The organism is Cytobacillus solani (assembly GCF_001420595.1).
Lineage (GTDB): Bacteria > Bacillota > Bacilli > Bacillales > Cytobacillaceae > Cytobacillus > Cytobacillus solani.
Window position 1 is genome coordinate 4,713,099 of the sequence record NZ_LJIX01000006.1, and the last position, 14,253, is coordinate 4,727,351.

The 14,253-nt window shown below is 40.6% G+C and carries 11 protein-coding genes; 1 reads left to right on the plus strand and 10 read right to left on the minus strand.

Annotation, left to right across the window (positions count from 1 at the left end; translation table 11 throughout):
• Positions 1–80: 80 nt before the first annotated feature.
• From rho to AN957_RS25215, 6 genes are all read right to left on the minus strand, one after another.
• Positions 81–1,355, minus strand: coding sequence for a transcription termination factor Rho (gene rho / locus AN957_RS25190; protein WP_053478528.1), 1,275 nt, complete (start codon positions 1,353–1,355; stop codon positions 81–83).
• 709 nt (positions 1,356–2,064) lie between these two features.
• The gene (gene glpX / locus AN957_RS25195; RefSeq protein ID WP_053478527.1) at positions 2,065–3,027 is read right to left on the minus strand and encodes a class II fructose-bisphosphatase; all 963 of its coding nucleotides are present in this window, start codon (positions 3,025–3,027) and stop codon (positions 2,065–2,067) included.
• Positions 3,028–3,090: 63 nt separating this feature from the next.
• The gene (locus AN957_RS25200; RefSeq protein WP_053478526.1) at positions 3,091–4,377 is read right to left on the minus strand and encodes a UDP-N-acetylglucosamine 1-carboxyvinyltransferase; all 1,287 of its coding nucleotides are present in this window, start codon (positions 4,375–4,377) and stop codon (positions 3,091–3,093) included.
• A gap of 292 nt (positions 4,378–4,669) precedes the next feature.
• Positions 4,670–5,314, minus strand: a complete 645-nt coding sequence (gene fsa / locus AN957_RS25205) for a fructose-6-phosphate aldolase (RefSeq protein WP_053478525.1) — start codon at positions 5,312–5,314, stop codon at positions 4,670–4,672.
• Positions 5,315–5,636: 322 nt separating this feature from the next.
• Positions 5,637–6,494 carry a class II fructose-bisphosphate aldolase gene (locus tag AN957_RS25210; protein ID WP_053478524.1) on the minus strand — a complete coding sequence of 286 codons (858 nt, stop codon included), beginning with the start codon at positions 6,492–6,494 and terminating at the stop codon, positions 5,637–5,639.
• A gap of 223 nt (positions 6,495–6,717) precedes the next feature.
• Positions 6,718–7,092 carry a response regulator gene (locus AN957_RS25215; protein ID WP_053478523.1) on the minus strand — a complete coding sequence of 125 codons (375 nt, stop codon included), beginning with the start codon at positions 7,090–7,092 and terminating at the stop codon, positions 6,718–6,720.
• Between the two features lie 213 nt (positions 7,093–7,305).
• Between AN957_RS25215 and AN957_RS25220 the strand changes: the two genes are divergently transcribed.
• Positions 7,306–7,836 (plus strand): DUF2529 domain-containing protein, encoded by a 531-nt coding sequence (locus AN957_RS25220; protein WP_053478522.1) that lies wholly within the window; start codon positions 7,306–7,308, stop codon positions 7,834–7,836.
• Positions 7,837–7,998: 162 nt separating this feature from the next.
• On the opposite strand, the gene AN957_RS25225 is transcribed toward AN957_RS25220, so the two are convergent.
• From AN957_RS25225 to icmF, 4 genes are all read right to left on the minus strand, one after another.
• On the minus strand, positions 7,999–9,603 hold the full coding sequence (locus AN957_RS25225; protein WP_053478521.1) for a CTP synthase: 1,605 nt from the start codon (positions 9,601–9,603) through the stop codon (positions 7,999–8,001).
• 240 nt (positions 9,604–9,843) lie between these two features.
• Entirely contained in the window at positions 9,844–10,407 is a 564-nt protein-coding gene (gene rpoE / locus AN957_RS25230) for a DNA-directed RNA polymerase subunit delta (RefSeq protein WP_053478520.1), read from the minus strand.
• Positions 10,408–10,561: 154 nt separating this feature from the next.
• Complete coding sequence (locus AN957_RS25235) at positions 10,562–10,759, minus strand: hypothetical protein (RefSeq protein ID WP_053478519.1); 198 nt, start codon at positions 10,757–10,759, stop codon at positions 10,562–10,564.
• A 213-nt stretch (positions 10,760–10,972) separates the two neighbouring features.
• Positions 10,973–14,239 carry a fused isobutyryl-CoA mutase/GTPase IcmF gene (gene icmF / locus AN957_RS25240; protein WP_053478518.1) on the minus strand — a complete coding sequence of 1,089 codons (3,267 nt, stop codon included), beginning with the start codon at positions 14,237–14,239 and terminating at the stop codon, positions 10,973–10,975.
• Positions 14,240–14,253: the final 14 nt, after the last annotated feature.

The following is a 14,253-nucleotide window of genomic DNA, read 5'->3' on the forward strand; positions in this document are numbered from 1 at the left end:
AGGCCAAACCTATTTTGCAATATTTGATTTCTTGTTTCCTAGGAAAGGGAAATAATTGGTTTGGAAATTACCCTATGTTATTACTTAATCCCGTTTTTCTTTGCCTTCATTTCCTCTGAGAGGTTAGCAAAAAATTCTTCATTTGATTTAGTCTGTCTTAGCTTACGCAAGAACTTCTCAGCAAAATCAGGCGAATCAGACATTGATTTTCTAATAGCCCAAAGCTTGTCCAGATGATCCTTTTGAATGAGAAGCTCCTCTTTACGTGTTCCTGAACGGCGAATATCAATAGCAGGGAAAATTCTGCGTTCAGCAAGTGAACGATCCAGATGAAGCTCCATATTCCCTGTCCCTTTAAATTCTTCATAGATGACATCGTCCATACGAGAACCTGTGTCGACTAGAGCTGTAGCTAGAATGGTTAAGCTTCCGCCTTCTTCAATATTACGGGCCGCACCGAAGAAACGCTTCGGACGGTGGAAGGCTGCTGGGTCAATCCCCCCTGATAATGTTCTTCCGCTAGGTGGGATTACCAGGTTATACGCTCTTGCTAACCTAGTAATACTGTCCATCAAAATGACTACATCGCGCTTATGTTCAACAAGACGCATCGCGCGTTCAAGCACAAGCTCGGCCACTTTAATATGGTTTTCAGGAACCTCGTCAAATGTTGAGCTAACCACATCCCCTGCAACAGATCGCTCAATATCTGTTACTTCTTCTGGACGCTCATCAATTAATAAAACGATTAACTCAACGTCTGGGTGATTCGTGGTAATACTGTTGGCAATCTCTTTTAAGAGCATCGTTTTACCTGCCTTTGGCGGAGCAACAATCAATCCGCGCTGACCAAATCCAACAGGTGCAAGCACGTCCATAATTCGAGTGGATAGATGCTTAGGCGTTGTTTCAAGCTTCATCTGCAAATCTGGATATAAAGGCGTTAATCCAGGGAAATGGACACGTTCCTTTGCCGTTTCTGGGTCATCCCCATTGACAGCTTCTACTTGAAGAAGACCAAAATATCGTTCATTTTCTTTTGGAGGACGAACTTTACCAGAAACTTTATCTCCATTTCTTAAATCGAAGCGGCGGATCTGAGATGCCGATATATAGATGTCCTCGGAGCTTGGTGAATAGTTGATTGGACGCAAAAATCCAAAGCCTTCTGACTGAATGATTTCAAGGACACCTTCCATAAAGAAGTATCCTTCCTTTTCAGCTCGGGCCTTTAAAATGGCAAATATTAATTCCTTTTTTGATAATTTACTGTAATAAGATACTTTATATTCACGAGCAAGCTCATAAAGCTCTTTTAGCTTCATATTTTCTAAACTTGAAATATTTAATCCCATATAGACACCACACTTTTGAATTTTCAATCTCTTTTTCGATATACGCACAAATAAAACCATCACTATGGAAAGGAAAAAGGGATTTTGTTTAAAGATAAGATTGTATAACTTTGGAATTAGAGAATTGTCTAGCTCCAGCGCCTATTGCCTATCAAACTTCAGGTCCCCTCCCTGCGATAAGTCGACATCAATTCGCTTCTCTCATTGTGTCTCCTTTATCTCAGTCGTGTCCCTTCCAGTTTGTACGGCGATGAACAAGGCGCTTGCGCTTTTCTACCTGAGGTAATGAATTCTACTAAAAGTAATTAAAGAACCGAGGATAGATCCGGAAAAGGAGCTATATTTCTATCATTAACTAAGTTGAATGGTCATTTTTTGAGGATTCCTCTACTACTTGAAAAACAATTTCTATTTTACCCCTTTATAAGAGGTTTCACAACTAAATTTTGATTGAAGAAATAAGGAAGGGGTAATGAAATGATAGGTCTGGCTCTTCGCCAGACCTTTTTTTAAAAGATAAGAAAGTATAACTTTGGAGTTAGAGAATTGTCTAGCGCAAGCGTCTTATCACCTATCAAACTTCAGGCCCCCTCCGCAACGATTGCGTCAACATCGGTTCGCTCTCGCTCACCGTGTTTCCTTTATCTCATTCGCGGTCCTTCCAGTTTGTACGACGATGACCAAGGCGCTTCCGCTTTTCTTATATCGATTAACGAATAACAAGATTCGGTTTTTTCTTAAGGCTATGACGGCCTTCGATAAAACGTACTGTTCCTGATTTTGCACGCATGACGATTGAATGAGTGGATCCGTAAGAGCCTTTAAATTGAACACCGCGTAAAAGCTCGCCATCGGTTACACCAGTAGCAGCAAAAATCGCATCATCGCCTTTAACTAGATCTTCCATAAGAAGAACCTTATTAATATCTAGCCCCATTTTCTGACAGCGCTCAATTTCAGTATCATTTTGCGGAATAAGCTTTCCTTGGATTTCTCCACCAAGGCATTTTAAAGCTACCGCTGCTAATACACCTTCAGGAGCTCCGCCAGAACCAAACAAAATGTCTACACCTGTATGATCAAAAGCTGTGTTAATCGCACCAGCTACATCGCCATCATTAATCAGCTTAATTCTTGCTCCTGCTTCACGAAGCTGGCTGATAATATAATCATGTCTCGGACGATTTAATACGGTTGCGACAACATCTGAAATATCTTTATTCTTTGCCTTTGCGACAGCTTTCAGATTATCAATAACTGAGGCATTAATATCAATTTGGCCTACTGCTTCTGGACCTACAGCAATTTTGTCCATATACATATCAGGTGCATGAAGCAAATTGCCATGATCAGCAATAGCCAAAACGGCTAAAGCATTCCATCCGCCAGATGCAACAATATTTGTTCCTTCAAGTGGATCGACAGCAACATCTACACGGGGACCATAGCCAGTACCAAGCTTTTCTCCAATATAAAGCATTGGTGCTTCATCCATTTCCCCTTCCCCAATAACAACCGTTCCTTTCATCGGAACCGTATCAAAGACATCGCGCATAGCAGAAGTTGCTGCATCATCTGCCTCATCCTTTTTCCCTCTCCCCATCCAACGGGCAGATGCTAGGGCAGCACCCTCAGTTACACGGACAAGCTCCATTGTTAAACTGCGTTCCATCTTTATTTCCCCCTCAACCTCTTTGCTGTATTCTATATCTTTTGTCCAGCTCCGCATTTATAATTATGCATTTTTGATTTGCTCTTGCTCTTCTTGTGTTAAATTTTCACGCCAAATGGTTGCTCCAAGGCCATTTAATTTTTCAACTAGATGGCTGTATCCACGGTCAATATGCTCGACTCCCGTTACTTCTGTTACTCCTTCAGCCATTAAGCCAGCAATGACCAAAGCAGCACCTGCACGCAGATCAGTTGCCTTCACTTTTGCTCCTTGAAGCTTAACCGGGCCATGTATAATGGCTGTTCGGCCTTCAACCTTAATGTTCCCATTCATTCTTCTTAATTCATCTATATGCTTAAAACGGGCACTATAAATCGTATCGGTTACCATGCTTGTCCCAACTGCATTCGTTAACAACGTTGTAATTGGCTGCTGAAGATCTGTTGGGAAACCAGGATAGACAAGTGTTTTAATATCTACCGCTTTCATTTGATCTGCCGGTCCGACAAAGACTTGATCATCCCCTGCTTCAATTTTGACACCCATTTCCCGAAGCTTGGCAATCAATGACTCAAGGTGCTGAGGAATAACATTATCAATTAAAACCCCTTCGCCTACTGCCGCTCCAAGAATCATGTACGTTCCCGCCTCAATACGATCAGGAATAATGGTATGCTGGCAGCCATGGAGCTGGTCAACTCCATCAATCCGAATAACATCCGTACCAGCACCCTTAATTTTTGCACCCATATTCGTTAACAATGTGGCAACATCAATAATTTCCGGCTCCTTAGCCGCATTTTCAATAATCGTTCTGCCTTTTGCTCTTACAGCAGCAAGCATAATATTGATGGTTGCACCAACACTAACGACATCAAGATAAATTCTTGCTCCAATAAGTTCATCCGCCCGCAAGTAAATGGCACCCTGCTCGTTTGTGACCTTTGCCCCAAGGGCTTCAAAGCCTTTTATGTGCTGATCAATCGGTCTTGGTCCAAGATGACAGCCGCCAGGAAGACCAATGACTGCTTTCTTGAACCGGCCAAGCATAGCACCCATTAAATAATAAGAGGCACGCAGTTTTTTTACTTTTCCATTCGGCAAAGGCATGGAAATCATAGAAGATGGATCGACAGTCATATCACTTTCATTAAAGCTGACTGTCCCCCCAAGTTCCTCAAGCAGTCCCTTTAAAATTTGAACATCCGAAATATTTGGCAGCCCTTCAATCGTGACGGGCGAATCAGCCAGTATCGTAGCCGGTATTAAAGCCACTGCACTATTTTTCGCCCCGCTAATCCGAACCGTTCCTTTTAAAGGATAACCGCCTGCAATCATAAGCTTTTCCATTATTAACTCCCTTCTAAGCCGTATGTGTAAGAAAACACTGTGCGTGTTTATTAAAACAAGTAAATAGGCTTATTCTAATTATGCAATAGTTCCATGGTAATGAGTTATCTTCAACGAACAAATGGATAAAATTACTAATCGTTTTTAACGTATACCGACAATATCCACATCATCTAGTTTACACGAAAAAATAATTCTCATGTATCGATATGCAAAAAAGTTTAAATTAAGCCTAAAGACCCAGAAAAATACACTTTTCCCCCTAAAATGAAGCGTTCATAAACTAGTCTTTTTATGAACGGGCATTCCAATCTGCTAGAAAGGCTTCAATGCCCTTATCTGTCAACGGATGGTTGAATAATTGCTGGATTACTTTGTAAGGAACGGTTGCAATATGCGCCCCTCTTAAGGCTGCATCTGTTACATGCTGTGGATGTCTAATAGATGCGGCAATAATTTCTGTTGAGATATCGTGAATCGCAAAAATTTCTGCGATTGTGGAAATAAGGTCAAGTCCGTTATGACCGATATCATCCAGTCTTCCAACGAACGGAGAAACATATGTAGCACCCGCTCTTGCTGCAAGCAATGCTTGGTTCGCACTAAAGATAAGTGTTACGTTTGTTTTAATGCCTTCTTTTGAAAAAGCATGAACAGCTTTTAACCCATCTGGAGTCATTGGCACTTTAATTGTAATATTAGGGGCAATCGCTGCTAACTCCTTTCCTTCCTTGATCATTCCTTCTGCATCAAGTGCGATGACCTCAGCGCTTACTGAACCTGGGACAAGTGCCGTAATTTCACGTAGACGATCCTCAAAAGAAACATTTTTTTCCTTTGCTACGAGGGATGGATTGGTTGTGACACCTGCAACTACACCTAAAGAGAACGCTTCTTTAATTTCTTCCATATTTGCTGTATCAATAAAAAATTTCATTAGTAATTCCTCCTGTTATTAAAATTTCAAAAAGGCGGTTTTCACAAACGTTGTTGTTGCTAAATACAATGTTTGTGGTAGAAGTTGATTTTCGCTACTGGTACTCGCTTTCCGCGGGGTGGGCGCTGAGCCTCCTCGTCGCTTACGCTCCTGTGGGGTCTCAGCTGTCCCACACTTCCCGCAGGAGTCTCATGCCTTTCGCTACAATCAACCAAGCTTTTTTCCAACAATAACCTTTTAGAAAAAAGTCTTCAAAAAAGATGACAAATGAATGGAAACCGCCTGCTAATTAAGAGGCGGTTTCCACTTCAAATAGATGTTATTAAGCTTTGCCAGAAGAACCGAATTCACGCATTTTCCCAATGACTGTTTCCTTGATTTTATCGCGTGCTGGTCCTAAATATTTGCGTGGATCATACATATTTGGATTCGCGGCTAGAACTTCACGAACCGTTTTCGCAGAAGCGATTTGATTCTCAGTATTTACATTAATTTTTGCTGTACCTAAAGAGATCGCTTTTTGAATATCCTTTGTTGGAATGCCTGTTCCGCCATGAAGAACGAGAGGAACACCTGTCAGATTTCCGATTTCCTCCATCTCAGCAAAGCCTAGATTTGGCTCCCCTTTGTATGGGCCATGAACGGAACCTAGTGCAGGAGCTAAGCAATCAATTTTCGTACGCTTAACAAGTTCATCACACTCTTTTGCATCTGCATAAATAACGCCATCAGCAACGACATCATCTTCCTGCCCGCCAACCGTGCCTAATTCCGCTTCAACAGATACTCCTTTTGCGTGTGCATATTCAACTACCTTTGAAGTAGTTGCGATATTTTCCTCAAAAGGGTCATGTGAAGCATCTATCATGACAGATGTGAAACCTGCATCAATCGCTTCCTTACATTTATCATAGCTTGATCCATGATCTAAGTGAATCGCAACTGGAACGGTAATTTTATAATCTTCAAGTAAGCCTTCTACCATTTTGACAACCGTTTTAAATCCACCCATGTAACGGGCAGCACCTTCAGAGACACCAAGAATAACTGGAGATTTTTCCTCCTCTGCTGCTAGAAGAATCGCTTGAGTAAACTCAAGATTGTTTAAGTTAAATTGACCTACTGCATAGCCCTCGGCTTTACCTTTATTAAGCATATCAGTCATTGAAACTAAAGGCATCTTTTTTTCCTCCTTAAAATAAACGGTTTATTTGCGCGGATTCTTATTAAAGTCTTTCCTTCATATGAATCGAATATGTACAGATGTCCGCGCGTAAAGATTAGCGTATCCTTTGGAATTCATTTGTATCATACCAAAACAGAAAAAGAATTGCTATTAATGTATGATTTTTGTTTGTTACTATTTTAATACAGAGAAAAGAAGCCTCATTTACATGGGCTTCTTATAAAGTATTTGATAATGGCAAATATTCCTTAACAGCTGAACGAATGTCATCAATATCGAAAGGCTTTGCAAAATGGGTAAGGGCACCTAGATCCTTCGCTTCCTGAATCATATCTAATTCTCCGTATGCTGTCATAATAATTACGCGAATTTCTTTATCGATGACTCTCATTCGCTTCAATATTTCAATACCGTCCATTCCTGGTATTTTCATATCAAGCAAAACTAAATCAGGTGAATGCTTTGAGACAATTTCGAGTGCCTGAATGCCATTTGCTGCCTGGTATGTATCGTACCCTTCCTTCTGTAATACCTCATTCAGTAAAATCCGAATTCCAAATTGATCATCAACAATTAAGATTTTCCCCTTCATTAAGCCACCTCTTCCCTTCGTTAATAACGATTGTTCTTTCTTTCTATCCTATGATGTCCTGCTGGCTATCCAATTACTCCCCTTCCTATAATTCTACTCCATTCCTGTCAATTCCTGCCTGTTTTTTTATTCCCAGCCATAATTTTACCTTTTTCTCTACATTCCCTTATAATAGACATGATTTACAATGAAACAATTTTAAGGAGAGAGAAGATGCTAAAAATGTTTTCTACCCAGCTTTCTGGGTTGTTTAAAAGAATACAGGATAACGAAGAATTGGCAATGGAGGACAGTGCACGCTTGCTTGCACAAGCTGTCATCGGAAGCGGAAAGTTATACATATTTGCAGCAAATGAAATGAAGGCCGTTGCTTATGAAGCAACAGAAAGTCAGGAGCCCTTAAAAAAGGGAGTCATATGGAATACTGATGATAACTTTGATGACATTTCCGAAACCGACAGATTTTTAATTGTTTCCAGATATTCAACAGATGAAGAGGCAGTCAAAGCAGGAAAATTTTTAGCAGAAAAGCAGATTCCTTTTGTTGCTATCTCCACCGTTGTATCTGAAGAAGGTGAAAACTTAGTCAATCTAGCTGATGTTCATATTAATTTATCTCTTACAAAAGGGCTTCTGCCTGATGAGGAAGGAAACCGCTTTGGCTTTCCAGCATCAATGGCTGCTTTGTTTGTTTATTATGGAATCCGCTTCACCATTGAGGAAATCCTTGCAGAATATGAGTAATTCATAAGAAAGAAATTTCACCTTGTTCGTTTTTATAAGCCACTTCTCTAATTTTAGGGCCACTTTTACTAGTTTATCGGCCACTTTCTGCAGTTTACGGGCCACTTTCAATGATTTATCGACCAAATAGAAACCCCCGCCAAATTAGCGGGGGTTTTTCCATTACTTTTCGCTGAATTGTAATGCTGCACCGACAAATTCACGGAATAATGGCTGTGGACGATTTGGTCTTGAAATAAATTCCGGATGGAATTGGGATGCCACGAACCATGGATGGTCTTTAATTTCAATAATTTCGACTAGGCGTCCGTCAGGGCTTGTCCCAGAGAATACAAAACCTGCTTCTTCCATTTCTTGACGATAATGATTATTGAACTCGTAGCGATGACGATGACGTTCGTACACAACTTCATCCTGATACGCGTCGTAAGCCTTCGTCTCTTCGATTAATTTACAAGCTTGCAATCCAAGTCGTAACGTTCCGCCAAGATCCTCTATATCCTTTTGCTCTGGAAGAAGATCAATAATCGCATGCTCTGTTGTTGGATCAATTTCCGCTGAATGTGCTCCTTTAAGGTTTAGCACATTTCTTGCAAATTCAATCGATGCAAGCTGCATACCTAAGCAAATCCCAAGGAATGGCTTTTTCTGTTCCCGTGCATATTGGATCGCAAGAATTTTCCCTTCGATTCCACGATCACCGAATCCGCCTGGTACTAGTACGCCATCTGCATCCTTCAGTATATCTGCCACATTGCTTTCAGTAACCTCTTCCGCATTAATCCAGTCCACTTCAATATCTGAGTCATGTGCATACCCTGCATGCTTCAATGCCTCAACTACAGAAATATATGCATCTTGCAGTTCAACATATTTACCAACAAGAGCAATTCTTGTTGTCTTCGATAAATGAGTAACTTTATCAACTAGCTGTTTCCATTCGGTCATGTCTGCTTCTCCGCAGTCTAGCTTCAAATGGTCACAAACAATTTTATCAAGATTCTGATCCTGAAGAGCTAACGGAATGGAATATAATGTGTCCGCATCACGGCATTCAATTACCGCATCTTTATCAATATCACAGAATAGAGCAAGCTTATCCTTCATATCTTGAGAGATCGGCATTTCTGTACGAACAACAATGACATTTGGCTGGATGCCTAAGCTTCTTAGTTCTTTTACACTATGCTGTGTCGGCTTTGTTTTCATTTCTCCAGCAGCCTTAATATACGGCACTAATGTACAGTGAACATACATTACATTGTCACGGCCCACATCACTTTTAATCTGACGGATGGCTTCTAAGAATGGAAGCGATTCAATGTCTCCTACTGTACCGCCAATTTCAGTGATGACCACATCTGAATTTGTTTCATGGCCAGCGCGGAATACCCGATCTTTAATTTCATTCGTAATATGCGGAATCACTTGAACTGTACCGCCATTATAATCCCCGCGGCGTTCCTTCCGAAGCACGGTTGAATAGATCTTACCTGTTGTCACACTGCTGTATTTAGTTACATTGATGTCAACAAAGCGTTCATAGTGCCCTAAGTCCAAATCCGTTTCTGCTCCATCACCCGTAACGAAAACTTCACCATGCTGGTATGGACTCATTGTCCCTGGATCTACATTTATATAGGGATCAAATTTTTGAATCGTTACCGTTAAACCTCTGTTTTTCAACAGTCTTCCAAGTGATGCTGCTACAATACCCTTTCCTAGTGACGACACTACGCCGCCTGTCACAAAAATATACTTTGTCATCATAATTCCCCCTTAGGTATCAGTTTGTACAAATTTGCCTTTATTTAAAGACATAATTAAAGAAATCATTCAGACCGGATCACCGGCTTGATGTTAGAGGGTCTAGCGATGCAATAAAAAAATAAAAAGCGCTCCGCTTACTTATTAAAAGTAAGGGAGCGCTGTACGTGTATAATGAATCGTTCCTTTTTAAAAGGAGCCCAAAAATGATTCTACAAGCCTGCTAGGAAAAAGTCAAGATTATAAATCTTCTTCTTCCTCCTCATCAAGATCAAGCTCGTCATCTTCTAATTCTTCTTCTTCATCATCAATATCAAATTCTTCATCTTTTTCAAGAAGATCTTCATCTAAATCCTCTTCATCTTCAATCAGATCGTCATCATCATCTTCATCAAGTAAATCTTCTTCATCTAAATCGTCAATATCATCATAATCAATATCATCTTCGTCTAGTTCATCAAAATCTTCAAGGTCTAAATCATCATCAGAAGCCTTTTTCGCCTTTTTCTTCTTAGGCTTAATATCTGTAACGACTTCTTCTTCCACTTGATCAATTGGATACCAAACACGGAGACCCCAAGTGTTATCTCCTAGGCCTAAGAAACGACCATCAATATTTAAATCTGTATAGAATTGCGCAATTTTTGCCTTAACTTGTTCGTCTGTAAGCTCAAGAAGATTTGTAAGTTCATCCATGATTACCTTGAAAGGCAAAGCTTCTTTTCTTCCCTTTAATAACTCATATGCGATTTCAATTAAAGACATTTCTTGCAATTGTTCTTTCGAGTACTCTTGTAAACTCAATATTCGCACGTCCTTTCTCTATGTAACACCTTCAGCACTTTCCTCTGAAGGGAAAAATAAACAAAAAAATAGTTAAGAAACGTATTATTTCTGCTTTCATTCGCATGCTCTAAAATGCATATTCTTCATTATAAACAAAATTTTTCTGTTTATGCTAGCTATATCTGTTGTTTTTCTTCTCTTTTTCTTCATCGTCACTATGATTCGTTTTTTTTGAGAGCTGTTTGTAGGCTAAAATAAAGAAATAAATGGATATTAATAAAAACGGGATTGCCCCTAATTGCCTTTGATATAGATAGACTGTTCCAATACAAACCCCTAATAGTCCAATAAAAACAAAAATCCGTTTCACTTATTTCACACCCTGCTCTTTCAAATCTGTGAAGTATACACTTAACTATATTCGATTATATCGAATTCCCGTCGGAAAGTATAAGTAAGGAATGAATTTTTTTGTAAACAATAAGTGAAAGTGACTGGTTAGTCCCGCCAAGCATAAGACAAGCCTGCTAGACAAAAGGAAATCGGCTGTAACGCCGATTTCCTCCCGATCTCTTATTTAATATTACATATTCCTTCTGTACTGACCCCCAACTTCATAAAGAGCTCTGGTAATTTGGCCAAGGCTTGCTACTTTAACCGTTTCCATCAGTTCAGCAAAAATATTTCCGCCGCTGACCGCTGTTTTCTTCAATCGTGTTAGCGCATCCTCTGTTTTCTCTTTGCTTCTTTCCTGGAAGCTGCGCAAATTCTGGATTTGTGTTTCCTTTTCTTCCTTCGTTGCCCTTGCCAGCTCCATATTGTTCATATCTTCCTCTGAAGGAGGATTTGGATTTAAATACGTATTGACGCCGATAATCGGCAGCTCACCTGTATGCTTTCGCATTTCATAATACATCGATTCGTCTTGGATTTTCCCGCGCTGGTACTGTGTTTCCATTGCACCGAGCACACCGCCGCGATCATTGATCCGTTCAAATTCTTGAAGCACCTGCTCCTCAACAAGATCTGTTAATTCATCAATAATAAATGCCCCTTGCAGCGGGTTTTCATTCTTCGTTAATCCATGCTCCTTCGTAATAATCATCTGAATCGCCATTGCACGGCGGACGGATTCCTCAGTCGGAGTTGTAATCGCCTCATCGTACGCATTCGTATGCAAGGAATTACAGTTATCATGAAGAGCCATTAATGCCTGCAATGTTGTACGAATATCATTGAAATCAATTTCCTGCGCATGAAGCGAGCGGCCTGATGTTTGAATATGGTACTTCAGCTTTTGGCTGCGCTCATTTGCTCCATACTTATCTCTCATTACCGTAGCCCAAATGCGGCGTGCCACGCGGCCTAGCACCGTATATTCAGGATCCAGTCCATTTGAGAAGAAGAACGATAAATTCGGCGCGAAATCATTAATATCCATTCCTCTGCTTAAATAATACTCTACATACGTAAAGCCGTTTGCAAGTGTGAAGGCAAGCTGTGAAATTGGATTTGCTCCTGCTTCTGCAATATGGTAACCGGAGATCGATACAGAATAATAATTGCGAACCTTTTGGTCAATGAAGTATTGCTGAATATCCCCCATCATCCGAAGAGCAAATTCGGTAGAGAAAATACATGTATTCTGACCTTGGTCTTCTTTTAAAATATCTGCTTGAACGGTTCCCCTAACTGTTTGTAATGTGAGTGCCCTTACTTCTGCAAATTCCGCTTCCGTTAAGATCCGGCCAAGCTCTTGTTCCTTCGCTTCGATTTGCTGTTCAATCGCTGTATTCATAAACATCGCAAGAATAATCGGCGCCGGCCCATTGATTGTCATCGAAACAGATGTGGATGGATGACAGAGGTCAAAACCTGCATAAAGCTTTTTCATATCATCTAACGTACAAATGCTGACTCCACTTTCCCCTACTTTTCCGTAAATATCTGGACGGTAATCCGGATCTTCTCCATAAAGCGTAACCGAGTCGAAAGCTGTGCTTAAACGCTTAGCCGAATCATCCTTTGATAAATAGTGGAAACGGCGATTCGTTCTTTCTGGTGTCCCTTCGCCAGCAAATTGCCTTTTCGGATCTTCTCCCTCACGCTTGAACGGGAAAACCCCAGCCGTGTACGGGAATGAACCCGGCACATTTTCTCTATACACCCAACGGATAATTTCTCCATAATCCTTATATTTCGGCAATGCGACCTTTGGAATTGAAAGACCTGATAGGCTTTTCGTCTTTAAAATCGTTACGATTTCTTTGTCACGTATTTTTGTAACAAACTGTTCGCCTGTATACTTCTTCGTTAAGTCTTCCCAGCCGTCAAGAATTTTTATCGTTTCTGGTGTGAGCTTTGCTTCAGTGTTTGCTTTCACCTTTTCTAACGATGCAAGAACTTCCTCGTTTGCATCCTGCTCACGAATGGCAAGTATTGCTCCTTCGAGCTGGAATAGCTTGCGGGCAAGCTCTGCCTGTTCATTTGCCTTCTTATGATAATTGCGAACAGCTTCAGAAACTTCTCTTAAATAGTAACGCTGCTCATTCGGGATAATAACGTTTTGTTTTTCGACATGTGCATTTTTAGAAAACGAGGTTTTCCAATCTGTTCCAGACCTTTCATTGATCTTTTCGATTAAAGCTGCAAAAACAGCATTTGTTCCCGGATCATTGAATTGACTGGCAATCGTTCCGTATACCGGCATTTCATCCATGTCTTTTTCAAACAGCATATGGCTTCTTTGATATTGCTTCTGAACTTGCCGTCTCGCATCCTCTGAGCCTTTTCGTTCGAATTTGTTAATGACAATTAAATCGGCATAATCAATCATATCGATTTTTTCAAGCTGGGATGGGGCACCGAATTCACTCGTCATAACATACATTGAAACGTCGCAAATTTCAGTTATTTCAGCATCCCCTTGCCCTATTCCGCTTGTTTCAACAACGATGAGATCAAATCCTGCCGCTTTAACAACAGAAATGGCATCCTTAATAGCAAGTGAAAGCTCACTTTTTGATTGTCTTGTCGCTAAACTGCGCATATATACACGAGGATTAAAAATCGCATTCATTCGAATACGGTCACCTAGAAGAGCGCCGCCTGTTTTCTGTTTCGTCGGATCAACAGATAGGATTGCAACCTTCTTTTCCGGAATTTCATTGATAAAACGACGAATTAATTCATCAGTTAATGAGCTTTTTCCTGCTCCTCCAGTACCGGTAATCCCAAGAACCGGAACAGATTTCTCTAATGTTTTTACCTTTTCCATTACTGAATCAAGCGCGGCTGCCGTTTCTTTTTCCATGCTGACATGGTGTTCTGCCAGCGTAATGAGCTTCGCTATGGCATTCACCTGCCCATCTTGGAGTTTTTCAATTTGCTCCGTTGCTTCTGTATGGAATGTTGTGAAGTCACATTCCTCAAGCATCACGTTGATCATGCCTTGAAGCCCATTTTGGCGCCCATCTTCAGGAGAAAAGATTTTTGCAATTCCGTATTCATGAAGCTCCTTTATTTCTTTCGGAATAATAACGCCGCCCCCACCACCATAAATTCGGATGTGCGGCGCGCCTTTTTCCTTTAAAAGATCGTACATATATTTAAAGTATTCAACATGCCCTCCTTGGTAGGAAGAAATCGCGATCCCCTGAACATCCTCTTGAATGGCTGCATTTACCACTTCTTCAACTGAACGGTTATGTCCAAGATGAATAACCTCTGCACCACTTGCCTGAATAATTCTTCTCATAATATTTATGGAGGCATCATGACCATCAAAAAGACTGGAAGCTGTAACAAAACGAATATGATTCTTTGGTTTATAAACTTCTGGATTACTCATTCTTCTCCCCCTCT

Coding starts and splice junctions, on each gene's coding strand:
- rho (WP_053478528.1), bottom strand. CDS start 1,355: ATGGGATTAAATATTTCAAGTTTAGAAAATATGAAGCTAAAAGAGCTT.
- glpX (WP_053478527.1), bottom strand. CDS start 3,027: ATGGAACGCAGTTTAACAATGGAGCTTGTCCGTGTAACTGAGGGTGCT.
- AN957_RS25200 (WP_053478526.1), bottom strand. CDS start 4,377: ATGGAAAAGCTTATGATTGCAGGCGGTTATCCTTTAAAAGGAACGGTT.
- fsa (WP_053478525.1), bottom strand. CDS start 5,314: ATGAAATTTTTTATTGATACAGCAAATATGGAAGAAATTAAAGAAGCG.
- AN957_RS25210 (WP_053478524.1), bottom strand. CDS start 6,494: ATGCCTTTAGTTTCAATGACTGATATGCTTAATAAAGGTAAAGCCGAG.
- AN957_RS25215 (WP_053478523.1), bottom strand. CDS start 7,092: ATGAAGGGGAAAATCTTAATTGTTGATGATCAATTTGGAATTCGGATT.
- AN957_RS25220 (WP_053478522.1), top strand. CDS start 7,306: ATGCTAAAAATGTTTTCTACCCAGCTTTCTGGGTTGTTTAAAAGAATA.
- AN957_RS25225 (WP_053478521.1), bottom strand. CDS start 9,603: ATGACAAAGTATATTTTTGTGACAGGCGGCGTAGTGTCGTCACTAGGA.
- icmF (WP_053478518.1), bottom strand. CDS start 14,239: ATGAGTAATCCAGAAGTTTATAAACCAAAGAATCATATTCGTTTTGTT.